We start from the raw sequence: 22858 nt of genomic DNA, 5'->3' as shown, positions 1-22858 counted from the left end.
TTATAGAAAGCACCGGATTGACTGCTTTTTATTGCGGCTTTATTTTCTAAAAAAAAAGGGTTTATTGAATAACTAATCTTTTAGTGACTTGACCTTTTTTGGTGGTAATTTTAACGAGATACATTCCTGTTTGAAAATCACTAACATCGATAGTTTTTGCTTTCGTTGTAAGTACGTTTTTGCCTAACATATCGTATATTTTAATAGCTGTGATAGTCTGATTTTCTGTAATAGAAATGTTTAAAATAGTATCTGCTGGATTAGGATATATTTGAATACTATTTTCCAATGTATTGCTATTGGTGCTTAATGTTTTTGAGCTGTAAATGGTAAAGCTTTTGTAAGATTCATTGTCTGCAAGTGCTAAGGTTCTAAACACACGAAGTTTGTAGGTAGTTCCCATTGTTAAGCCTGCGATAGTGCCTTCATCCTCAAAACAGCCTAGTTCATTACCATTGCAGGCATCGTATAGTGCAAAATTATTCCAGCTTAAAGTACCGTCGATAAAGAGATAACCATCAATTGGCATCGTGAAATCATACCAAACATCTGCGTAATCTGCTGCGGTTGTTCCGGAGCAACCGACTTCATTATTAATAGCGGCACCACCAATACCAAAGTTAATAGTGGTTGGTGTGTTGGTAACGCTAATGTTTTCTGCAGAAGCGCAATCGTCGTTATTAATTATTTCGAAAGCTTGAATAGTAAAGCTTCGGTAAGCATTATCTACATTATTTTCTGTTCTAAAAAGTCTTAATTTATAATCTACTGCAGCGCTTAATCCTGTAAAAAGTTGGTTGGCACTACTACATTGCATTTGTGTGCCACCGCAAGAATCATAAAGCGCTAAACGGTTCCAACTTACACTTGCATCTACATAAAGGTTTCCGTTTACAGGCATGGTGAAATGGTACCAAATGTCTGCATAGTCATCTACGGTTCCGGTGCATCCAACTTCGTTGTTTATAGATGCTCCACCAATTGCAAAATCTATGGTAGTTTCTGCTGTAGATACGGTAATGTCTTCCGCGGAAGCGCAATCGTCGTTGGTTACATTTTCGTACGCCTGTATGGTAAACGATTTGTAACTGTTATTATCGGCTGTTTCCAAAGTTCTAAATACTCGTAATTTATAATTGGTTGTCGCTGTTAAATCTGTGAATAGTTCGTTTGAATCTCCGCATTGTATTCGTGTACCACCACAAGCATCATATAAGGCAAATTGATTCCAGCTTAGTGTGCCATCTACATATAAGTTTCCGTTTACAGGCATGGTGAAATCATACCAAATATCTGCGTATTCTGCTGTAGTTCCTGTACAACCTTCTTCATTATTTATAGTAGCACCACCAATTTCAAAATTAACGATAGATATTGCTGTGGTTACCATAATGTTTTCTGCGGAAGCGCAATCGTCATTTGTAACGTTTTCAAAAGCTTGAATGGTAAACGATTTGTAACTGTTATTATCGACTGTTTCTAAAGTTCTAAACACACGTAATTTATAATTGGTTGTTGCTGTTAAATCTGTGAATAGTTCATTTGTTGGTGCACATTGTATTCGTGTGCCACCACAAGCATCATATAAAGCAAATTGATTCCAGTTTAGTGTGCCATCTACATAAAGGTTTCCGTTTACAGGCATGGTAAAATCATACCAGATATCTGCGTAATCTGCTGTAGTTCCTGTACAACCTTCTTCATTATTTATAGTAGCTCCACCAATTTCAAAATTAACGGTAGATACTGCTGTAGTTACTACAATGTTTTCCGCGGAAGCGCAATCGTCATTTGTAACGCTTTCAAAAGCTTTAATGGTAAAGGATAGGTAACTGTCATTATCGGCTGTTTCTAAAATTCTAAACACGCGTAATTTATAATTGGTTGTCGCTGTTAAATCTGTGAATAGTTCATTTGAATTTCCGCATTGTATTTGTGTACCACCACAAGCATCGTATAAAGCAAATTGGTTCCAGCTTAGTGTGCCATGTACATATAAGTTTCCGTTTACAGGCATGGTGAAATCATACCAAATATCTGCGTATTCTGCTGTAGTTCCTGTACAACCTTCTTCTGTATTTATGGTAGCACCACCAATTTCAAATTCGACGCTCGTTTCGTCTGTAGTAATGGTTAGTGTTTGTGCAGAAGCGCAATCGTCGTTAGCCACTTCTGGAAATACTTTTATGGAAAAGTTGGTGTAAGTAGCATTTGTTGCATAAGCAGCTGTTCTATAGACACGTAATTTATAGTTTGTTCCCGCTGTTAAACCAGAATACATTTCGTCGCCAGTACCACATTGTATTTGTGTGCCGCCACAAGTATCATAAAGCGCAAAACGATTCCACGAACTTGTTCCGATAATGAAAATATTTCCATTTATAGGCATGTTGAAATCATACCAAATATCTGCATAATCGGCTGCTGTATCGCCATCGCAGCCAACCTCGTTATTAATTACTGCGGTACTAATATCAAAATCAACAGCAGTGAAATCGGTTGTAACGTTTATAAATTCTGCATTAGCGCAATCGTCATTTGCAGGTTGTGCGAATGCAGACGGAATTAAGAATATTAATAAGATTGAAAAGTAGCGTTTTTTCATGATGATAATTTTTAATTGTTAAAAGTATTGACTAATTATTATTAGTTTTACTTGTGGTGTAAAATTCATACATTACCTACAAAATTTTTTCATCCTAATGGGTGATTTTTTAGAAAACAAGATGTTGTACTTTTGTATTCTAATGCTTACTAGTAAATGAAATTTTATTTAAAACTATTTTATACCTGTACTCTAATTTGCTCTTTGTCTTACGGGCAAGATGCAAAACCAGATGCCTACCAGGATAGCTTGCAATCTGTAATAAACGCGAGTACCATTAAAAAAGAAAAAAAAGAAGCTCTCTTAGTATTGGGAGAATATTTAGTGCAACGCGATCCTGAGTTGGCAAAAAAAATAGCCAACCAATTACAAAGTGAATTTATTCTAGAAAAAGATAGTATTGAAATAAGACGCAATAATTACATTTTTGCTGCAAGCAGTAGATGGCATGGGGATTATGCTACTGCACTTAACTATTATCAAAATATTTACGACTATTCTAAAACGCATAAAGACGCTTTAGATATTGCAATTAGCGGACATTTTATAGGTACCTTAAATATGTATTTAGGTAATAATGTGGTTTCCCAAAAGCATTTAATTGAAGCTGCTAAAATTTACGATAGTATTGGAACTGCCGAACAGAAAGCTAGAATAAATAATTCGTTAGCTGGTTTTTATATGAATTTAGATCAGCTTGAAAAAAGTAAAGAACAATATTTAAAAGCATTACAGCAGTTCGAAACTTTGCAAGATAGCTCTGGAATGGCAGGAACCAATGCAAATTTAGGTCTGTTGTATACGGAGTTGGGAGAATTTGATAAGGCAGAAATGCATTTAATGAAACAAAAAGAACTCAATAAGGTGTTTCCTACGCTAAGAGAAATGGGTTTTCATCATGACTTTTTAGGACTTTTACGTCAAGAACAAGGTAGGTTAGAAGAGGCGTATTCAGAACATTTTAAAGCCTTAAAAATTAGAGAGCAATTAAGTAGTACTTATAATTTATGTGAGTCTAAATTAAATATGGGAGAAATTTTAATTAAACTACAAAGGTATCCCGAAGCTATTACTCATTTACTAGACGTTTTTAAATATGATGAACACGAATCGTTGTATCAGCAACAAACAGCGTATCAGTTATTATCCGAAGCTTATGAAAAAAGTGGACGTTATAAAGAAGCCTTAAATGATTTTAAGTCCTATAAAAATATTAGTGATTCTATTTACTCTAAAGAATCGATAGAAATTATAGCAGAAAAGGATGCCTTGTATAAAAAACAAAAACAAGATGTTAAAATAGAATTGTTAAATAAAGAAAAGGAAGTTTCTGAAGCTAAATTTTCTAGAACGAGAGCCTTATCCATAAGCACGTTTATTGTATTGTTATTATTAACTATTGCAGTGTTTAGTCTTTATAAAATGTATGATAAGATAAAAACGAAAAATCAAATTATTACCAAAGCACTAAAAGATCGCGAATTACTATTACACGAAACCCATCATCGTGTAAAAAATAATTTACAAATGATTTCTAGTTTACTTAATCTACAATCTAAATATGTAAATGATGAAAAAGCATTTGAAGTACTTCAAAATGGAAGGAATCGAGTGCAATCTATGGCGATTTTACACAAAAACCTGTATGCTGGTAAAGATTTAACATTGGTAAATATTCAAGATTATTTTCAAGAGCTTGTAAATAGTATTCTAAACTCGTACAAAAAAGCAGAAAAAGAAATACAAGTTACTATTCAAGCAAAAGGTATTGTCATGGAAATTGAATCGGTTGTACCTATTGGTTTAATTGTAAATGAATTGGTAACGAATTCTCTAAAACATGCTTTTGAAGGTGAAATAGTAGCAAAACCTGAAATCAAAATTGTAATGAAAGAAGATGCTAATACCTATTCATTATCAGTTAAAGACAATGGTGTTGGTATTAATCAAGCAATTAATCTAGAAAAAGCAAAAGAAACATTTGGGCAACGATTAATTAAATCCTTTGTCCAAAAACTAAAAGCTACTCTAAAAATAGATAACAAAAACGGTACGGAAGTAGTATTAACGATTCCAAAAAAATTAACGAAGTAAGTTATTTAATAAGTTTATAGTTTCTAGGCGTGTATGCGTATTTAGTTTTTCGTAAATGTTTTTAACATGTGTTTTTGTAGTATTGATGCTAACAAATTGTTCGTCTGCTACTTGTTGGTTGTTTTTACCATCATATATTCCTTTTAAAACATCAAACTCTTTTTGTGTTAATGGCGTAGAAATTAGTTTGTTAATAACTTCTCTGTCCAGTTTTAAAGGAAGAATAAATTTCGAAAAATTATAAAAAGCAATTTCAATACTTGTAAATAGTTCTTGCTCATTAAAAGGCTTTACAATATAGCCCATTGGCAAAGTTTGTTTTGCTTGATTAATGATGTCTTTTCCAGAGTAAGAGGTTAAATAGAGAAAAGGAATTTTACGCGTTTTATTAATATGCTCTGCAATTTCGAAACCTTCATAATTGCCATCTAAATTAATATCTAATAAAACGACATCGGGTTTTGTTTTTTCAATGCAATGCAATGCTTCTTCCATATCATAGGCGATACCAGCAACTTGATAGTTTACGCTAGTAAGCATGTCCTTAATATCTTCAGCAATAATAGGGTCATCTTCAATAATTAATATTCGAATAGCTGGCATACAAATTCTATTTCAATTTTAATAAATAGTTATTACAAGCTAAAGTAAAGTTATTTGTAATTTATAAATAGTTTTTTCGATAAAATTATAAAAATCAGTTGTTTAGTTCTTTTTAATTTTGTGTTTAAAGCAGATTATGGAATTATTTATAATATTAATATGCTACCCCTTGTTTGTCTAATACCGTTTTTGTTCTAAAGGCATAGAATAATAAATAGGCAAAGCATAAAACAGCAATCCAGTAAGAAGATTGGATATTAAAAACATCTGCTAATTTTCCTTGAAGCGGAGGGATAATTGCACCACCAAGAATCATCATGATTAAAAAAGCAGAACCTTGAGAGGTGTATTTTCCTAGACCAGCAATACTTAATGTGAAAATACATGGCCACATGATTGAGCAGAATAATCCTCCAGATAAGAATGCAAATAAAGCCACATTTCCAGAAGAAAATAAACCGATTAACATCGCTAAAACCCCAAATAGGCTGAATATTTTTAAAGTTTTTACAGGGTTGTCTTTCGCTAAAAAGAAGCCAAAGATTTGTACTGCTACACAAATTCCGAAAAAGAGTATTTGATCGGATGAATATTTGCCAAAGTTTACTAATAAGATAACGCCAAACGCAAGGTATGGTACTATAATTAATAATGCTTTTTTAAGTCCTTTACTAGGATTGAAAACCGTTATTGCTCCAACCCAACGACCAACCATTAAACCTCCCCAATATAGCGAAATGTATGGTGCTAATTGTCCGTCATTTAATGTTGCTAAACCTAATGCGTTTAAGTTTGTTCCGTTTACAGCTTGTTTTAATAGTTCCCCTAAATTACTACCAATAGTAACTTCTACACCAACATAGGTGAAGATGGCCAACATACCTAGAACAAGTTGTGGGTATTTCATAGCTCCCCAACCTTCGGCTTTTTTAGAAGAACTAGAATACGCAAAAATAAGACTTCCAATTACAGCAAATAACGCTATAATTAAAAGGATTAGCCTAGTGTGTTCTAAAGCTTCCGAAGACACTTCTCCGCTAGTATAGGTACTGAAAATATAACCGAAACAAGCCATGATAATTACCGTTAAAACGAGTAGTGTATTTTTTGCTTTGTTTGCTGGTTCAAATGCTGTTTCCGATTTTAAAGCTGGTAGTTTTTTTGAAAAATGAAATAAAGCTGCAGCTACTAAAAACAATAACCCAACACCAATATAAAGTGCTTGAATGGTGGTTAGTTTTATTTCATTGTTTTTAATCATGGTAGTTAATTCTTCACCAGATAAAGGCGCAGAACCAAAAATGATAAATGCAACTACTATTGGTCCAATAGTGGTTCCAAAAGAGTTTATTCCTCCTGCTAAATTTAGTCGGTGTGATCCCGTTTCTGGATCACCAAGAGCAATGGTAAAAGGATTGGCTGCGGTTTGTTGTAACGAAAACCCTAAGCCGACTATAAAAAGGGCGATTAAAACAAAGTAGAAAACTTGTGTTTGTCCTTGTTCTGCTCCCATAGTTGCTGGATACATAACAAATGCACCAATTGCAGAAAGCAGCAAACCGTAAACAATTCCGTTTTTATATCCCCAAGAATTTAGTATGTCTTTTTTAATAGAACTAGATAAAACAAATAAGAATAAAGCACCTAGATAATATGCGCCATAAAATGCAAAATCGACTAGTTGTGATTGAAACTGATCGATGTTAAAGTAGGTTTTACAAAAAGGAATAAACACGCCATTAGACGCTGCTATAAATCCCCAAAAAAAGAAAACAGTAACTAAAGTAGTTAGTGCTGATTTGTTATTTTGATTGTTCATTTAGTTGGTTTTATTATTTAACGAATTGTAATATAATAAATCTTAAGGTATAGTTAAATATAAATGTGGAATGTTAAAATGGGCTTTAAAGAATTACATTTGATGAAAATTCATTAAATGAGATTTGTCATCACCCTAATAATAGTTTCCTTAGTCTTATTTTTTATAGAGTTTTATGCATTTCAAGCTTTAAAAACGATTACAAAAAACAAAATAATAAAATGGATTTGGATTCTTATTGCAGTAGCCATTTATACTCATTTATTTTATATTGTTTTTACAACACCTAGAAGTGCAGGACAAACCAACGGGTTTCAATTAGCAACAGGGTTTTTACTTACGTTTTTAATTCCTAAAGTACTGATTTTAGTAGTCATGTTTGGCGAAGATGTTTTTAGAGGTTTCGTAAAGCTAATATCTGTTTTTTCAAGTGGAGAAACGCAATCTATAACAGGAAGACGTGCGTTTATTTCTAAAATAGCATTGGGATTGGCAGCAATACCTTTTGCTTCTTTTTTATATGGAATAATTCAAGGGCGATACAATTATAAAGTACTTAAGTATCAATTGACTTTTGACGATTTACCAGCCGCTTTTGATGGGGTAACCATTACGCAAATATCCGATATTCATTCTGGTAGTTTTACCAATAAGGAGAAAATAGAATATGGTGTAAAAATGATTAATGATCAGCAATCGGATATTATTTTATTTACAGGAGATATTGTAAATAATAAAGCAGAAGAAATGAACGATTGGATTGACGTTTTTAAAACACTAGAAGCGCCAATGGGAAAATATTCGGTACTTGGAAATCACGATTATGGCGATTATGTGCAATGGGAAAAACCCGAAGATAAGATTCAGAATTTTCAAGATGTAAAGGATATTCACCCAAAAATTGGTTTTGATTTATTACTGAATGAAAACAGGTACATTGAAAAAGATGGTCAGAAAATAGCATTAGTAGGTGTAGAAAATTGGGGGAAAGGTTTTAACCAAGCAGGAGATTTAGAAAAGGCTTCCGAAGGAATTGATAAAGACGATTTTAAAATCTTGATGACCCATGATCCTTCGCATTGGGAATATAAAGTGAAAAATCATGATTTCAATTATCACTTATCCTTAAGTGGGCATACACACGGACTGCAAATGGGAATAGAAATCCCTGGTTTCTTTAGATGGAGTCCATCACAATATGTATATAAACAATGGGCTGGTTTATATAATGAATTTGGTCGTTTTATTAATGTGAATAGAGGTTTTGGTTATCATGCTTTTCCTGGAAGAGTTGGAATTTGGCCTGAAGTAACTGTAATAGAGCTTAAAAGAGGTTCTAGCAACACATAATTTCTAAGAAATGTTATTTTTAATATGAAAATGCTTATTTTTATAAATAACACGCAATTCAGCTATTAGGTGTTTGGATTTTAAGTAGATACGTGTTGGATTAAAAAACGATAGTATATGTCAAAATTTGGAGAACTTATAGACGTAGAGATTCCTGTACTGTTAGACTTTTTTGCAGTAGATGAGAAATCTAGTAATATGCATGCCATACTAAGAGATGTTGCTGCTGCTCTTGGCGATAAAGCAAAAGTGATTAAAATTGATGTAGATAAAAATAAAGAATTAGCTGAAGCTTTGCGAGTTAAAAATGTGCCGACTTTAATTATCTATAAAAATGGAGAAATGAAATGGAGGCAAACCGGTGAGCAGGATTCGGATACGCTTATTGGATTGATTCAAGAGTATGTGTAACTAAGTAATACTTTTAAAAGTATAGCCTTTATTGCTAAAATGTTCTAATACCTTAGGTAGCGCATATTGCATGTTTTTTGAAGCTTTTATGCTATCATGAAAAACAATAATACTTCCAGAATCCGCCTTAGTAATTACATTGTTTAGGCAGATTTTTCTAGAAACAAAATCATCCCAATCTATAGAAAGTACGCTCCACATAATTATTCTATAACCAAGTTTTATTATTTCTGAGCCTTGCTTTGGAGTTATTTGTCCGTACGGCGGACGAAAAAGATTGGAGATTGAAGATTGTGGATTGTTGATTTTTAAATCTATTACTTCTTGTGCAAGCTGTACATTATCTAAATAATCTGAAACCGAAGTTTTCCAGCCTTTAATATGATTATGCGTGTGGTTGCCTATGGCGTGACCTTCCGTTATAATATTTTGAAAGATCTCTGGATGCTTTTCAATATTATTTCCAATACAGAAAAAAGTTGCTTTTGCTTGGTATTGTTTTAGTAGGTCTAAAACCCAATTGGTGATTTCTGGCGTTGGGCCATCATCAAAAGTTAAGTAAATCTCTTTAGTACTAGAAGATATTTCCCAAGTATAATTTGGGAATATCTTCTGTACAACTAAAGGTGTTTTTACGGGTGTTAAATTCATGTTTTCCAGATTTTATTCTGGTGCAATAACCGTGTCTTTTTGTATTAAATCGATATCTTTTTCTTGCGTTCTTGGTGTTTCCTTAGAAATGCCAGCATTAAAATGATCGAATAACTGTAAGAAGTTAGTGAACGTTTTAGCTTCGGTTTTTGCTAATTCATCATCATAATCTAAAACAACATCTACAAGTGCTTTGTAGCGTTCGATATCTGTAATAATAAGCTCGCCTAATTCACGCTGTTTTCTTTGATCTAGCGTACTGTAATACGTTAGGTTTTCTTGATACTTAATACTTACATCTTTAAAAAGTTTACGTGCTTTTTCTTTAGCGCCAACTTCATAATAACCACTTATGTATGGTTCTAGTAAGGTGTAGTAGCCAAAATAGTCTACAGGCATTTTATCCATTGCTAAATCTGCAATTTCTTCTGCTTTTTTGGGTTGGTCTTCGTTTATAAATTGCTCCATTAAACGTGCAAGATTTCCTCTGTAGGTAATCGAGTTTGTTCTGGTTTCTATATCGTGATAAATGTCTGGGCTGTTACTATTTCCCCAGTCCCATTTTTTAACAATGTTGTACATTTTCTCGCTATCTACTCTTCCCATATCAAAAGGATTTGCTCTATCTACAGGCGTTTTAATAGGAGTTAATTTATAACACATACCATCTAATTGAAGGTAATCTTTCATCCAGATATAATCGTCTTCAGAAAAAGCACCACCTGTAAAGTAGATAGGTCTTTTCCAATCATTATTAGCAACAATATCTAACATAAGAAGGCGATTTTTGTATAATACACCATCTGTAATTTTAATCTGAATATGATCTTCAATTTTATCTGCATCTTTCGCAGCTACAATCCCATATTTTAAAGCATTTTCTTTATTAACAGGGATTACCACGTCTTCCACAGGGAAATAATTAGAATTCATATATTGATTAGGGTAATCATTAGGATTGTCACCTTGTTGTTCAATAATATATTTAAATTTTGTTTTAGGGTTTTCACTTCCTACAAAATCTAAGAAATCTTTAATTAACATGGTGTCTTTAGAGATCGCTCTTTTCATAATATAATCTCGTGTTCCATGTTTGTATTGGTCATGGGTAAATTGAGAAGGGATTGGGTCACTCTCATAAGCTTTACGCTTCATCTGGTCTATATACCAATCGGTTTGAAAAAGACTAGTGTTTACCACACGAACATCTGTTCTGTATCCTTCAATTTCTTGGGCATACCAAAGCGCAAAGGTGTCGTTATCTCCAATAGAAAATAGAATGGCATTTTCGTCACAAGAGTCTAAATACATTTTAGCCATTGCTTCTGCAGTGTATTTTCCAGATCTATCATGATCATCCCAATTGTTTGCTGCTAAAATTGCAGGAACTAATATTAGACAAACTAATGTGATTCCTGGAGCTAGCATTTTTGAAGATGCGTATTTTTTAAGAGTATCATAAATAGCGTAAACACCAAAGCCAATCCATAATGCAAATACATAAAACGAACCAACAACAGAGTAATCTCTTTCACGAGGTTCAAAAGGTCTTACGTTAGTGTATACTTGGATTGCTATTCCTGTAAATAGGAAGAAAACAAGCATTGTCCAGAATATTTTTTTGTCTTTATTGAATAAAAAGAACAAGCCAAGTAGTCCAAGAATTAATGGGAAGAAATAATAGGTGTTTCTAGCTTTATTGTTTTTTACATCTCCAGGAAGGTCTATTTGTGATTGACCTAAATGCCAAGAATCAATAAAGTTAATACCGCTAATCCAGTTTCCATGATTATCATATTTACCTTGAATATCATCTTGTTTTCCTGTGAAATTCCACATAAAATAACGCCAATACATGTAGCCTAATTGGTATTCAAACATGTAAACAATGTTACTCATTAAGGAAGGTTTTTCAATATCTATGTATTGTCCAAACTGCTTTAAAAAGTTGTTGTAATCTTCATAATCAATTAGTCCTTGAGATACATCCGATTTAAAATCACTAATTGTTTTTTTAAGTTCTGTTTCTTTAAAATATGCAGAAATTAATCCTCTATTCGAAGTAATAAAGTTTTCATAATCACTTTCCGATATCTCTCCGGATTGATAACGTCCAATAATTTCAGAAATATTAGAGCGTTGTTCATGATCTAAAGAGACTTCTGGTTTTAGTTTAAAATCTAAAATACCAGTAAACATTAAATAGTTTTCGGCATTTTCAGGACTCCACATTCTTGGAAGAATAGAAGCGTGCTTATGATTGTAGTTTTGCTTCGCGTTTTTATAATCGTTTACAATAACATATTCCCCTTTTACTAAGTCTTTCTCGTATTTAGGTTTGTCGTCTACATAAGGCTCAATGTCATCTAATCCAGAATATTGATCTGTAAATTGTGGTCCGTAAAACAGATGCGTTTCAGGATATTGTTCTAAATTATAATATGCTAATAATTCTCTAGCACTAGAAGGATTATTTTCATTAATAACCACATTAGCGTTTGCACGAATAGGAAGCATAGTCCATGAAGAAAAACCAATTATAATAAAGGTTAAACAAAGAATTGCAGTATTTAAATGTTTGTAATTTTTCTTTCTAGTGTATTGTAAACCAAAGTAAACCAATGCAATTAAAAGTATAGCAGCAATTATCGAACCTGAATTAAATGGCAGACCAATAGAGTTCACAAAGAACATTTCTAAAACACTAAAGAATCTTAGAATATTAGGAGCAAGAAGTTTAAAAATAAAAAGAAGAATGGCAACGGTAGCCACGTTTGCAATTATAAAATTCTTTACAGTAATTTCTTTATAATTTTTGAAATAATAAATTAATCCGATAGCAGGAATAGTTAGTAACCCCATAAAGTGGACTCCAAAAGAAAGACCAATAACAAAGGCTATTAAAATTAACCAACGGTTTCCTCTAGGTTTATCCATGTCTTGTTCCCAGCGTAATCCTAACCAAAATAAAATAGACATGATTAAAGTAGCCATGGCATATACTTCTGTTTCTACAGCATTAAACCAAAAAGAATCTGTAAAAGTAAAAGCTAAACTACCAACTAAGGCAGAACCTAAAATAGCTAAAGATTGATTCTCATTTAATTCTGAATCGTTTGCAACTACCTTTTTAAGTAAAAGACTAATAGTCCAAAACATAAATAATATGGTAAAAGCACTAGAAACAGCACTCATCATATTCATTAATAACCCAATTTGAGAAGGTTCTAAAGCGAATATGGAGAAAAAAGCGCCAAGCATTTGAAAAAGAGGAGCTCCAGGTGGATGTCCTACTTGTAGTTTTGAAGCGGTTAAAATATATTCACCAGCATCCCAAAAACTTACTGTAGGCTCAACAGTTAAGCTATAAGTGATTAAAGCTATTAAAAAAGAAAACCAGCCTAAAATGGTGTTCCATTTTTTAAAATTAAATTGTGTCATGTATCTATCTTGTTAACATGGCGAATTTAATAATAAATATGAAATGAGCATCGGTTTTAAGGTTTTCATAACTAAATTCGTACGAATATTAACTTGTTGTCAGGATTCAATTAGTTGATTTACTGCTGTTTTTAAAAAAAAATTAAAATTTATATTTTTTTTCTTCAAAAAAGTTTGTGCAAATAAAACTTTGTGTTAGATTTGCACTCTCGTTTTGAGATATTGGCCCATGGTGTAACTGGCAACACGTCTGTTTTTGGTGCAGAAGAGTCTAGGTTCGAGCCCTAGTGGGCCAACATTAATCAAATTAATCCTTACTTTAATAAAGTAGGGATTTTTTGTTTTATAATATGTTTGGGCGAGAAGTTTATACTGAGCGCAGTCGAAGTGAGCCCTAGTGGGCCAACATTAATCAAATTAATCCTTACTTTAATAAAGTAGGGATTTTTTGTTTTATAATATGTTTGGTGAGAAGTTTATACTGAGCGCAGTCGAATTGAGCCCTAGTGGGGCAATAAAAAAGTCTTCCTTGTTTAGGAAGACTTTTTTAATTTCAATACTTTGGTAAATTATATTTTAAAAGTAATCACTGGTCTTTTAGCGTGATTAACTAGGTCTTCACTAATACTTCCGTTAAAAAAATGAGCTATTCCTTGTCGGCCATGTGTGCTAATACCAATTATGTCTGCTCCAATAATATGGGAGAAGTTTAAAATACCGCTTTCTACAGATTCGTCATTAAAAATATGAATCTCATAGTTTGTGAAATCAGAATCCGAGATGAAATCTAATATTCTTGTGTTGGCTGTTGCTGTGGTTGTAAATCTATTTGGTGTGTTTACAAATAATAAATGAATTTTAGAATCAAAAGCTTTTGCTAGTTCTGTAGCTTGTTTATAGGTTTCTCTGCTGTCGTTTTTAAAGTCTGAAGCAAAAACAAAATCATTAATGGTGAAATCTTCGTGTTTGTTCTTGATAACAAGTACTGGGACATCCGAAGAGCGGACTACTTTTTCTGTGTTAGAGCCGATAAACATTTCTTTTAAACCGCTTGCTCCGTGAGAACCCATGATTATCATATCGACATTATTCTCTTTGCAAGTGTTTTTTATGCCTTGAAAAGTTTGGTGGAAATCTACGGTTTCATGAATAGTAATACCTTTTAAAAAGTCTTGACTTAAAATTTCTTCAAACTTATTATGTGCTAATTTCATAAAAAACATAGCTTCAGGTATATTGCCTACAGTTTCTCCTCCAAGTTCTGGTATTTGATTTAAAGGTAAATCTAGCATGTGTAGTAAGTAGATTTCTCCGTTGTATCTTTTTGCGAGTTGTGCTGCTACTTCTAGAGCATAATTTGCTTGTTCTGAAAAGTCTGTTGGTACAAGTATTTTTTTCATGTTATTTAAAGATTTAATTAGGAATTATAGCTTCTTAAATTTAAGAAATATAAATGACAATTTTTTGTTTTGTATGAATTTTCCCGTTTTTATGTGGAAACCTATTGTGATTAATGAAAAAATACCATTATATTCTAGAATATCATTAAACCTGAGAATGGTTAGCAATAGGTTACTTTTATTTAGTGTTTTTTTTATTAATCCTTATTAGGATGCTGTATCGTGTGTTTAAAGTGTGCAATGCTATTGATTAAAGACTGTTTTATCACGAAAGCTTAAGAAAAAGTAGGTGTTTAAGTGTTGTAAATAATAGTTTTTGTGCAAAGGACGATTTGCTGTTTAAAGAAGTTATTTTTTCTTCTATTACTATAAATTATGTGTATTCTAACTATTGTGTTTCAACAACTTTTGCAAATCAATATAAAAATTGTATATTTGCAGCGTTGAAACGAAAAAGAAAAAGATGAGGGGACGAAAAGTCCCCTCTTTTTATACCAAAAAATGTTTAAGAATACAGTAAAAGACTTATTAGAAGCAGCGCTTGAAGAAAAGCCAAATCTATTCCTTATAGAATTATCTATAACAACAGATAATTCTGTGAAAGTTATTTTAGATGGTGATGATGGTGTAACAGTAGAAGATTGCATATTTGTTAGTAGAGCTATAGAGAATGATTTAGATAGAGAAGAAGTTGATTTCTCTATAGAAGTAGCATCTGCAGGAGCAACCTCTCCATTAACACACAAACGCCAATACATTAAAAATATAGGTAGGCTTTTAGAAGTTAAGACAACAACAGAAAACATGGAAGGTACTTTAATAGAAGCTACTGAAAATGAAATTACTTTGCAATGGAAAAGCAGAGAGCCTAAACCAGTAGGTAAAGGTAAAGTAACGGTCCAAAAACAGGCAGATATTGCCTACGAAAATATTGTAGAAGCAAAAGTTATGATTAAATTTTAATTTAAAGGAGTTATGGAAAATCTTGCATTAATTGATTCTTTTTCAGAATTTAAAGACGACAAATTAATAGATCGTGTAACCCTAATGGCTATTTTAGAAGATGTTTTTAGAAACGCTTTAAAAAAGAAATTTGGTGATGATGATAATTTTGATATTATTATCAATCCAGATAAAGGGGATTTAGAAATTTGGAGAAATAGAATAGTAGTAGCAGATGGTGAAGTAGAAGAGCCAAATCAAGAAATATCGTTAACAGAAGCACAAAAAATAGAGCCAGATTTTGAAGTTGGTGAAGATGTATCCGAAGAGGTGAAATTAATAGACCTTGGTCGTCGTTCTATATTAGCATTAAGACAAAACTTAATATCTAAAATTCACGAACACGATAATACGAATATATACAAGCAATTTCAAGAGTTAGTTGGAGAGATTTATACAGCAGAAGTACACCATATTCGTCATAGAGCGGTAATACTTTTAGATGATGAAGGAAATGAAATCATCTTGCCAAAAGACAAACAAATTCCTTCCGATTTTTTCCGTAAAGGAGATAACGTAAAAGGAATTATTGAAAGTGCAGAGCTAAAAGGAAATAAGCCAGCAATAATTATGTCTAGAACATCACCATTGTTTTTAGAAAAATTATTTGAGCAAGAAATTCCTGAAGTTTTTGATGGTTTAATTACGATTAAAAATGTAGTTCGTATTCCTGGTGAAAAAGCTAAAGTAGCTGTAGATTCTTATGATGATAGAATTGATCCAGTAGGAGCATGTGTAGGTATGAAAGGATCTAGAATTCACGGTATCGTTCGTGAATTAGGAAACGAAAATATTGATGTAATTAATTACACAAACAATTTACAATTGTATATTACAAGAGCATTAAGTCCTGCTCGTGTAACTTCAATTAAAATTGATGAAGAGAATAAAAGAGCAGAAGCAATTTTAAAACCAGAAGAAGTAAGTAAAGCTATTGGTCGTGGAGGTCACAACATACGTTTAGCAGGAAAACTAACAGGTTATGAAATTGATGTATTTAGAGAAGGAGCAGAAGAAGACGTAGAATTACGCGAATTCTCTGACGAAATCGAAGCGTGGATTATTGCTGAATTTAGCAAAGCTGGACTAGACACCGCAAAAAGTGTACTAGAACAAGAAGTAGCAGATTTAGTGAAACGTACCGATTTAGAAGAAGAAACAATAAACGAAGTCGTTAGAATTCTTAAAGCAGAATTCGAAGACTAACACATTTTTAGGTTATATTACAAGCAATTTATGGCTGGAACAGTAAGATTAAATAAAGTATTACGCGAGCTTAACATCTCTATCGATCGTGCAGTAGATTTTCTAGAATCTAAGGGCATCGAAATAGAGAAGCGTCCTACTACAAAAATTTCAGAAGAAGTTTATCAAAAACTTTCAAACGAATTTCAAACGGATGCTTCCAAAAGGATGGCGTCTCAAGAAGTTAGTGAGGCAAAACTCAAAGAAAAAGAGGCTTTGCGTGAACTACGTGAGAAAGAACAAGAGGAAAAGCTAAAAGCTGAAGCGAAAAGAGAAGAAGCAAAACAACAAGAAATTGTTAAAGCGAAATCTACGCTGTCTGGACCAAAACAAGTTGGTAAAATAGACTTAAACCCGAAAGCTAAAAAAGCGAAAGAGGAACCAAAACCTAAAACCGAAGAAGTTAAGCAAGTAGAAGCGGTTAAAGAAGAAGTAGCTCCAACGCCTAAAGAAGTTGAGAAACCTCAGGAAGTTAAAAAGACTGAGGAAGTAAAAGCTGCTAAACCAGAAGTGCCAGTTAAGGTAGAGAAGGTGGTGAAAGTTGAAAAAACGGAAAATGTAGAGAAAACGGTGAAAGTAGAGAAGGTGGAAAAAGAGGTGAAAGCCGAGAAGCCAGATACTACTAAAAAAGAAGTGCCTTCTAAAAAAGAGGAAGCTACTAAAACCGAAGATCAACCAAATGTTGAAGAAAGAGTAGAAACAAAATATCAAAAACTTACAGGTCCGAAAATTGCAGGTACTAAAATTGATTTAAGCCAATTTAACAAACCTAAAAAGAAAAAAGAGGATCCTAAGAAAGACGATAAATCTTCAGATAATAAACGTAAACGCCGTAGAATTTCTAAACCAGGAGATAATAGACCAGGAGGAAATACAGGAGGTAATAGCAGATTTAAAGGAAAACCAGGCCAAGGAGGAAGAGGTAGAAAAACCATTGTAAAAGAAGAGCCTAGTGAAGAAGATGTTAAAAAACAAGTACGTGAAACCTTAGAAAAACTGCAAGGAAAGTCTAATAAAGGTAAAGGTGCTAAGTATAGAAGAGACAAAAGAGATCAACACAGAGAACAAACTGAAATTGATCAACAAATAGAAGCAGCTGAAAACAAAATTCTTAAAGTAACAGAATTTGTAACAGCAAATGAAGTTGCTACGATGATGAATGTTCAAGTTACACAAATTATATCGGCATGTATGTCACTTGGTATGATGGTAACCATGAACCAACGTTTAGATGCAGAAACACTTTCTATTGTTGCAGATGAGTTTGGCTACCAAGTAGAATTCATAACAGCAGATCTTGAAGAATCTATAGAAGAGGTTGCAGATAAACCAGAAGATTTAAAACCACGTGCACCAATTGTTACGGTAATGGGACATGTAGATCATGGTAAAACATCCCTTCTAGATTATATACGTAAAGAAAATGTAATAGCAGGAGAGTCTGGAGGAATTACACAGCACATTGGTGCCTATGGAGTGACTTTAGATAACGGACAAAAAATCGCGTTTTTAGATACACCAGGTCACGAAGCTTTTACAGCGATGCGTGCTCGTGGTGCACAAGTAACAGATATAGCAATTATTGTTGCAGCAGCAGATGATGATATCATGCCGCAAACTAAAGAAGCTATTTCGCATGCACAAGCTGCAGGAGTGCCAATAATTTTCGCAATTAATAAAATAGATAAGCCAGACGCTAATCCAGAAAAAATTAAAGAGAAATTAGCACAAATGAATCTTTTAGTTGAAGATTGGGGAGGTAAAATTCAATCCCATGATATTTCTGCTAAAGTAGGAACAGGTGTAAAAGAGTTATTAGAAAAAGTGCTTTTAGAGGCAGAGTTGTTAGAGTTAACAGCAAACCCAGACAAATTAGCACAAGGTACGGTTGTGGAAGCATTCTTAGATAAAGGACGTGGATATGTATCTACTATATTAGTACAAGCGGGTACATTACGTATTGGAGATTATGTTTTAGCTGGTAAAAACAGTGGGAAGATAAAAGCAATGCATGATGAGCGTGGAAATGAAATTATAGAAGCTGGACCATCCATTCCAGTATCTATTCTTGGTTTAGATGGAGCGCCACAAGCAGGAGATAAATTCAATGTATTTGAAGACGAACGTGAAGCAAAACAAATTGCAACCAAACGTACACAATTACAACGTGAACAATCTGTACGTACGCAACGTCATATAACACTAGATGAAATTGGTCGTCGTATTGCACTTGGTGATTTCCAAGAGTTAAATATTATACTAAAAGGAGATGTAGATGGTTCTGTAGAAGCATTAACAGATTCTTTCCAAAAATTATCGACAGAAGAAATTCAAATAAATATTATTCATAAAGGTGTTGGACCAATAACAGAAAGTGATGTATTATTAGCAACTGCTTCAGATGCTATTATTATAGGATTTAATGTACGTCCGATGGGTAATGCACGTCAAATAGCTGACAAAGAAGAAATCGATATCAGAATGTACTCGATTATCTATGATGCTATTAATGATCTTAAAGATGCTATGGAAGGTATGTTATCTCCAGAGCTTAAAGAAGAAATTACAGGTACTGCAGAAATTAGAGAAATCTTTAAAGTTTCTAAAATTGGAAGTATTGCAGGTTGTATGGCATTAACGGGTAAAATATTTAGAAGTTCTGGAATTCGTTTAATACGTGATGGTGTAGTAATTTATACTGGAGAGTTAACTTCATTAAAACGTTTTAAAGACGATGTGAAAGAAGTTGCTAAAGGTTATGATTTTGGTACACAAATCAAGAACTATAACGATATTAAAGAAGGAGATGTTATTGAAGCATTCCATGAAGTAGAAGTAAAAAAGAAATTAAAATAATTTCTATTATATAAAATGAAAAAGCGACCAATAGGTCGCTTTTTTTTTGTTTAAATTTTTGTTGTAAATAGATTTTCTCGTTCTTTGAGAAGCTAATTACAATTTTATGTTTAGTACTATCCCTAGTTTTTTGTAATATAACAAATGCACAAGAACCATTTCTTGGTGAAATAAGAATGTTTGCTGGAAAATTTACGCCTGTAGGTTGGGCAAAGTGTCAAGAGTAATCAATGCAATAGCTCAAAACTTAGCTTTATTTTCGCTTTTAGGGACCATGTATGGAGGAGATGGTGAAACAACATTTAATCTGCCAGATTTAAGAGGTCCTGTACCAATGCATTATGGACAAGGTCCTGGTTTGCAAAACTACCAACAAGGTGTAGGTACGGATGCTGTTTATCTAAACGTAGGTGATTTACCAGCACATAGTAATGCTTTTAATGCAGTGGTAGGAGTAGGAGATACTTCTTCGCCAGAAAACAACTATCCTGCAGATATAAAACTACTAGATAAAGAATATGCAGCAGGAGGGGAAGCCACTACAATGAACTTTTGTATGATAGGTAATACCGGAAGTAATCTTGCAGTAAATATTATGCAACCATATCAAACCGTTACATTTATTATAGCCATAACTGGTACTTTTCCTTCACCAAATTAAAATGTGGTTTAAGAAACAAGTAACAAACATTTTAACTATGTTTTTTATTATGATTTGTACAAGCGTTTTATCGCAAGCAACTATACTTAATGCATATCATTCATTAATAGAAACAGAAGACTTCACATTTAATCAAAACACATTGGATGTAACTGGGAGAAATACTTTATAAACCAATCCTGTAGATGAAAATTCCCCTTGTGGAGGAATTGCGAATTTCAAATTGCTTGGAATGCCACTAATTCTCGTTGGGAAATTTTAGCAGATGATGGAGATGGTACCTTTTTAAATACCTATGTATTGTATTATAATACCGAAGCATCAATGCTAAATCCTCCAAGTTTAACTTTAGGTACTTGGGTAGAAGATACTAATGTAACACAATCGCTTTGTGGTGTAATTAATAGTTTAACAGGAGATGTACAAGACATGACGCTTCGTGTTGCAGATGTAGTAATAGAACATACCATTAGCATGTATCCTAATCCGGTAAACAAACACTTTTCATAAAGCATGTTAATGCAAATATAGATACTGTTTCCTTTTATAATGTTTTAGGAGAACTCGTTATTGATACTAGTAATTCACGTGCTGTTGATGTTTCTAAACTTAATACAGGTATTTACTTTGTTGCCTTTAAAATTGATGGGAAAGAAGTAATTAAAAAAGTAGTTAAAGAATAAAAAATTGATTTTATATAAAAAAGAAAAAGCGACCATTGGTCGCTTTTTCTTTTTTATCCTTACTCTTTCTTCTTTTTAGGTTTAAAAAGAAAAGCATTTGGGAATTTCTTTTTTACTTTCAATAAAGCTCTTTCTGCTTCTAATCTAGTTCTAAAACTACCAATCCATACTTTATAGTTTGGTGTTTCGTAAACTAATTTACTAGACCATTGCGAATAATTACCTTTAAAATCGGTTTGGTTGCTTTCTGCGGTAGTTCTTCGTCCAGAATAAATCTGTATTTTATATCGGTCACTAGCGTCTTCATTGGTGTTTATTTCTTTTTTGAGCGCTAATAATTCCGTGATTTCTGTATCTTGATTCACAATTACAGTGCCTTGTTGTGCATTACAAATACCTGTAAATGCAAATGTTATAAATGTGTAAAGAATGGTTTGCTTTATTTTTAATAATTTCATTTTTCAGACTGTTTAATGCAAATGTAAATGTTCTAAACTAAATAGTTAGCTGTTTTATTATTTAGAATTTCTCTAAATTAGCAATTAACACTTCCCTAACATTTCTAAAATCGACTTTTAATATTACTTTTGCTTGAGATTTTATAACTGTATTTTTTCTTTTAGTAAATGAAAAAACCATACCAAAGTTTAGAAGTTAATTCAACAAATAATATGAAACAGGTGATTCACCGTAAATTAAGTGCAACTATTCTTCGTTTAAGCTTAATTATCTTACTAACGTTTTCCATGGCGCTTTCTGCTCAAGAAGGTGATCCAGCAAAGGGTAAATCTTTATTTAATGCAAATTGTGCTGCTTGTCATAAGTTAGACAAGAAAATGACCGGGCCAGCTTTACGTAATGTAGAGCAACGTTTGTCAGATGATGAAGGTTTAGATAAAGCATGGCTTGCTGCATGGATTCGTAATAGTTCAGGAGTAATTAAGTCTGGAGATGCATACGCAAACAAGATTTACAATGAGTTTGGAGGAGCTGCAATGACTGCCTTCCCTCAATTGTCAGATGAAGATATTGATAATATTTTAGCATATACTGCTGAAGAAGCAAAGGCGCCAGCGCAAGGAGCATCTACGCAAGTAGGAATGACTCCAGCTTCAGGAAGTGGAGATACTGTTTCTAATAAGTTAATTCTAGGAGCCCTAGCTGTATTGTTTGGTCTTTTAGCATTAGCATTAGTTTTAGTAAACAAAACGCTTCGCAGATTTGCCGATGCTAAAGGAGTAGATGTTGCTGCTAAAGATAAAAGTGTTCCGTTATGGAAAGCATTTGCACAAAACCAATTCTTAGTATTGGTTACTGCTATCTTCTTTTTATTAGCTAGTGGCTATTTTGTTTATGGCTTTTTTATGCAAGTAGGTGTAGATCAAGGGTACCAACCGGTACAACCAATACATTTTTCACATAAAATTCACGCTGGAGATAACGGTATCGATTGTAAATACTGTCACTCTTCTGCTAGAGTAAGTAAGACATCAGGTATTCCTTCCTTAAATGTTTGTATGAACTGTCATAAATCTGTTTATGAATATACTGGAGAAACATCTGCAGAATATACTAAAGAGTTTTACGATGGAGAAATCCAGAAATTATATGCAGCATCCGGTTGGAATGATGCAGATCAAAAATATTCAGGGAATCCACAACCAGTAAAATGGATACGTATTCATAACTTACCTGATTTTGCATACTTTAATCACTCACAACACGTAACGGTTGCAGGGTTAGAATGTCAAACATGTCACGGTCCTGTTGAAGAAATGGAGATTATGTACCAACATGCACCATTAACAATGGGTTGGTGTATTAACTGTCACAGAGAAACAAACGTAAAAGTTAAAGACAACGCTTACTATACAAAAATTCACGAAGAACTATCTAAGAAATATGGTGTTGAGCAGTTAACTGCAGCGCAAATGGGTGGATTAGAATGTGGTAAATGTCACTACTAATAATACAGTAGTTTTCCTTTTCGCTTTCGCGGAAAAATTTTAAAAATAATTAATAAGAAGTAATTCAATT

The 22858-nt window shown here is 33.0% G+C and carries 17 protein-coding genes and 1 tRNA gene; 11 read left to right on the top strand and 7 right to left on the bottom strand.

From position 1 onward, the window contains the following. Positions 1 to 61 precede the first annotated feature (61 nt). Positions 62 to 2605 (bottom strand): T9SS type A sorting domain-containing protein, encoded by a 2544-nt coding sequence (locus AMD28_RS08940; protein WP_055443793.1) that lies wholly within the window; start codon positions 2603 to 2605, stop codon positions 62 to 64. Positions 2606 to 2761: 156 nt separating this feature from the next. Here AMD28_RS08940 and AMD28_RS08935 point away from each other — a divergent pair, with 156 nt between their 5' ends. Further along, positions 2762 to 4699: a histidine kinase dimerization/phosphoacceptor domain -containing protein gene (locus AMD28_RS08935; RefSeq protein ID WP_055443792.1), complete on the top strand. Its 1938-nt coding sequence runs from the start codon at positions 2762 to 2764 to the stop codon at positions 4697 to 4699. On the opposite strand, the gene AMD28_RS08930 is transcribed toward AMD28_RS08935, so the two are convergent. Both AMD28_RS08930 and AMD28_RS08925 read right to left on the bottom strand, forming a co-directional pair. After that, positions 4688 to 5302: a response regulator gene (locus tag AMD28_RS08930; protein ID WP_055443791.1), complete on the bottom strand. Its 615-nt coding sequence runs from the start codon at positions 5300 to 5302 to the stop codon at positions 4688 to 4690. The genes AMD28_RS08935 and AMD28_RS08930 overlap by 12 nt on opposite strands. A 154-nt stretch (positions 5303 to 5456) precedes the next feature. Further along, positions 5457 to 7121 (bottom strand): MFS transporter, encoded by a 1665-nt coding sequence (locus AMD28_RS08925; protein WP_055443790.1) that lies wholly within the window; start codon positions 7119 to 7121, stop codon positions 5457 to 5459. A 117-nt stretch (positions 7122 to 7238) separates the two neighbouring features. On the opposite strand from AMD28_RS08925, the gene AMD28_RS08920 reads away from it, so the two are divergent. Continuing rightward, positions 7239 to 8471 (top strand): metallophosphoesterase, encoded by a 1233-nt coding sequence (locus AMD28_RS08920; RefSeq protein ID WP_055443789.1) that lies wholly within the window; start codon positions 7239 to 7241, stop codon positions 8469 to 8471. Positions 8472 to 8588: 117 nt separating this feature from the next. Further along, complete coding sequence (locus AMD28_RS08915) at positions 8589 to 8882, top strand: thioredoxin family protein (protein ID WP_055443788.1); 294 nt, start codon at positions 8589 to 8591, stop codon at positions 8880 to 8882. On the opposite strand, the gene AMD28_RS08910 is transcribed toward AMD28_RS08915, so the two are convergent. Both AMD28_RS08910 and AMD28_RS08905 read right to left on the bottom strand, forming a co-directional pair. After that, positions 8883 to 9533, bottom strand: coding sequence for a polysaccharide deacetylase family protein (locus AMD28_RS08910; protein WP_055443787.1), 651 nt, complete (start codon positions 9531 to 9533; stop codon positions 8883 to 8885). Between the two features lie 12 nt (positions 9534 to 9545). Then, the gene (locus tag AMD28_RS08905; RefSeq protein ID WP_055443786.1) at positions 9546 to 12974 is read right to left on the bottom strand and encodes a glycosyltransferase family 117 protein; all 3429 of its coding nucleotides are present in this window, start codon (positions 12972 to 12974) and stop codon (positions 9546 to 9548) included. Between the two features lie 223 nt (positions 12975 to 13197). On the opposite strand from AMD28_RS08905, the gene AMD28_RS08900 reads away from it, so the two are divergent. Then, positions 13198 to 13270: transfer RNA gene (locus tag AMD28_RS08900), tRNA-Gln, on the top strand. A gap of 273 nt (positions 13271 to 13543) precedes the next feature. On the opposite strand, the gene AMD28_RS08895 is transcribed toward AMD28_RS08900, so the two are convergent. Next, positions 13544 to 14374, bottom strand: coding sequence for a universal stress protein (locus AMD28_RS08895; protein ID WP_055443785.1), 831 nt, complete (start codon positions 14372 to 14374; stop codon positions 13544 to 13546). A gap of 501 nt (positions 14375 to 14875) precedes the next feature. Between AMD28_RS08895 and rimP the strand changes: the two genes are divergently transcribed. The 6 genes from rimP (at position 14876) to AMD28_RS19160 (ending at position 20821) form a co-directional block, all read left to right on the top strand. Continuing rightward, positions 14876 to 15337, top strand: a complete 462-nt coding sequence (gene rimP, locus AMD28_RS08890) for a ribosome assembly cofactor RimP (RefSeq protein ID WP_055443784.1) — start codon at positions 14876 to 14878, stop codon at positions 15335 to 15337. 12 nt (positions 15338 to 15349) lie between these two features. Next, positions 15350 to 16582, top strand: a complete 1233-nt coding sequence (gene nusA, locus AMD28_RS08885; RefSeq protein ID WP_055443783.1) for a transcription termination factor NusA — start codon at positions 15350 to 15352, stop codon at positions 16580 to 16582. Between the two features lie 30 nt (positions 16583 to 16612). Next, a complete protein-coding gene (gene infB / locus AMD28_RS08880) occupies positions 16613 to 19477 on the top strand; it encodes a translation initiation factor IF-2 (RefSeq protein WP_055443782.1) in 2865 nt (954 codons plus the stop codon). 214 nt (positions 19478 to 19691) lie between these two features. Next, the gene (locus AMD28_RS08875; protein WP_241492473.1) at positions 19692 to 20138 is read left to right on the top strand and encodes a phage tail protein; all 447 of its coding nucleotides are present in this window, start codon (positions 19692 to 19694) and stop codon (positions 20136 to 20138) included. 198 nt (positions 20139 to 20336) lie between these two features. Beyond that, on the top strand, positions 20337 to 20648 hold the full coding sequence (locus AMD28_RS08870; RefSeq protein ID WP_055443781.1) for a hypothetical protein: 312 nt from the start codon (positions 20337 to 20339) through the stop codon (positions 20646 to 20648). Beyond that, on the top strand, positions 20645 to 20821 hold the full coding sequence (locus AMD28_RS19160; protein WP_083478297.1) for a T9SS type A sorting domain-containing protein: 177 nt from the start codon (positions 20645 to 20647) through the stop codon (positions 20819 to 20821). Before AMD28_RS08870 ends, AMD28_RS19160 begins: the two co-directional genes overlap by 4 nt. A 59-nt stretch (positions 20822 to 20880) precedes the next feature. On the opposite strand, the gene AMD28_RS08865 is transcribed toward AMD28_RS19160, so the two are convergent. After that, positions 20881 to 21279: an SPOR domain-containing protein gene (locus AMD28_RS08865; RefSeq protein ID WP_055443780.1), complete on the bottom strand. Its 399-nt coding sequence runs from the start codon at positions 21277 to 21279 to the stop codon at positions 20881 to 20883. A gap of 213 nt (positions 21280 to 21492) precedes the next feature. Between AMD28_RS08865 and AMD28_RS08860 the strand changes: the two genes are divergently transcribed. Then, positions 21493 to 22788 carry a cytochrome c3 family protein gene (locus AMD28_RS08860; protein ID WP_055444347.1) on the top strand — a complete coding sequence of 432 codons (1296 nt, stop codon included), beginning with the start codon at positions 21493 to 21495 and terminating at the stop codon, positions 22786 to 22788. Positions 22789 to 22858 lie beyond the last annotated feature (70 nt).

Origin of the sequence: Lacinutrix himadriensis, from assembly GCF_001418105.1 — a bacterium.
In the GTDB taxonomy this organism is placed as follows: Bacteria; Bacteroidota; Bacteroidia; order Flavobacteriales; family Flavobacteriaceae; genus Oceanihabitans; species Oceanihabitans himadriense.
This window is presented reverse-complemented; position numbering and strand designations above follow the sequence as displayed.

Bases quoted from the DNA above. Each gene is read 5' to 3' on its own strand.
- AMD28_RS08925 (WP_055443790.1), bottom strand. From the start codon at position 7,121: ATGAACAATCAAAATAACAAATCAGCACTAACTACTTTAGTTACTGTT.
- infB (WP_055443782.1), top strand. From the start codon at position 16,613: ATGGCTGGAACAGTAAGATTAAATAAAGTATTACGCGAGCTTAACATC.
- AMD28_RS08920 (WP_055443789.1), top strand. From the start codon at position 7,239: ATGAGATTTGTCATCACCCTAATAATAGTTTCCTTAGTCTTATTTTTT.
- nusA (WP_055443783.1), top strand. From the start codon at position 15,350: ATGGAAAATCTTGCATTAATTGATTCTTTTTCAGAATTTAAAGACGAC.
- AMD28_RS08910 (WP_055443787.1), bottom strand. From the start codon at position 9,533: ATGAATTTAACACCCGTAAAAACACCTTTAGTTGTACAGAAGATATTC.
- AMD28_RS08915 (WP_055443788.1), top strand. From the start codon at position 8,589: ATGTCAAAATTTGGAGAACTTATAGACGTAGAGATTCCTGTACTGTTA.
- AMD28_RS08940 (WP_055443793.1), bottom strand. From the start codon at position 2,605: ATGAAAAAACGCTACTTTTCAATCTTATTAATATTCTTAATTCCGTCT.
- AMD28_RS08895 (WP_055443785.1), bottom strand. From the start codon at position 14,374: ATGAAAAAAATACTTGTACCAACAGACTTTTCAGAACAAGCAAATTAT.
- AMD28_RS08935 (WP_055443792.1), top strand. From the start codon at position 2,762: ATGAAATTTTATTTAAAACTATTTTATACCTGTACTCTAATTTGCTCT.
- AMD28_RS08865 (WP_055443780.1), bottom strand. From the start codon at position 21,279: ATGAAATTATTAAAAATAAAGCAAACCATTCTTTACACATTTATAACA.
- rimP (WP_055443784.1), top strand. From the start codon at position 14,876: ATGTTTAAGAATACAGTAAAAGACTTATTAGAAGCAGCGCTTGAAGAA.
- AMD28_RS08860 (WP_055444347.1), top strand. From the start codon at position 21,493: ATGAAACAGGTGATTCACCGTAAATTAAGTGCAACTATTCTTCGTTTA.
- AMD28_RS08905 (WP_055443786.1), bottom strand. From the start codon at position 12,974: ATGACACAATTTAATTTTAAAAAATGGAACACCATTTTAGGCTGGTTT.
- AMD28_RS08930 (WP_055443791.1), bottom strand. From the start codon at position 5,302: ATGCCAGCTATTCGAATATTAATTATTGAAGATGACCCTATTATTGCT.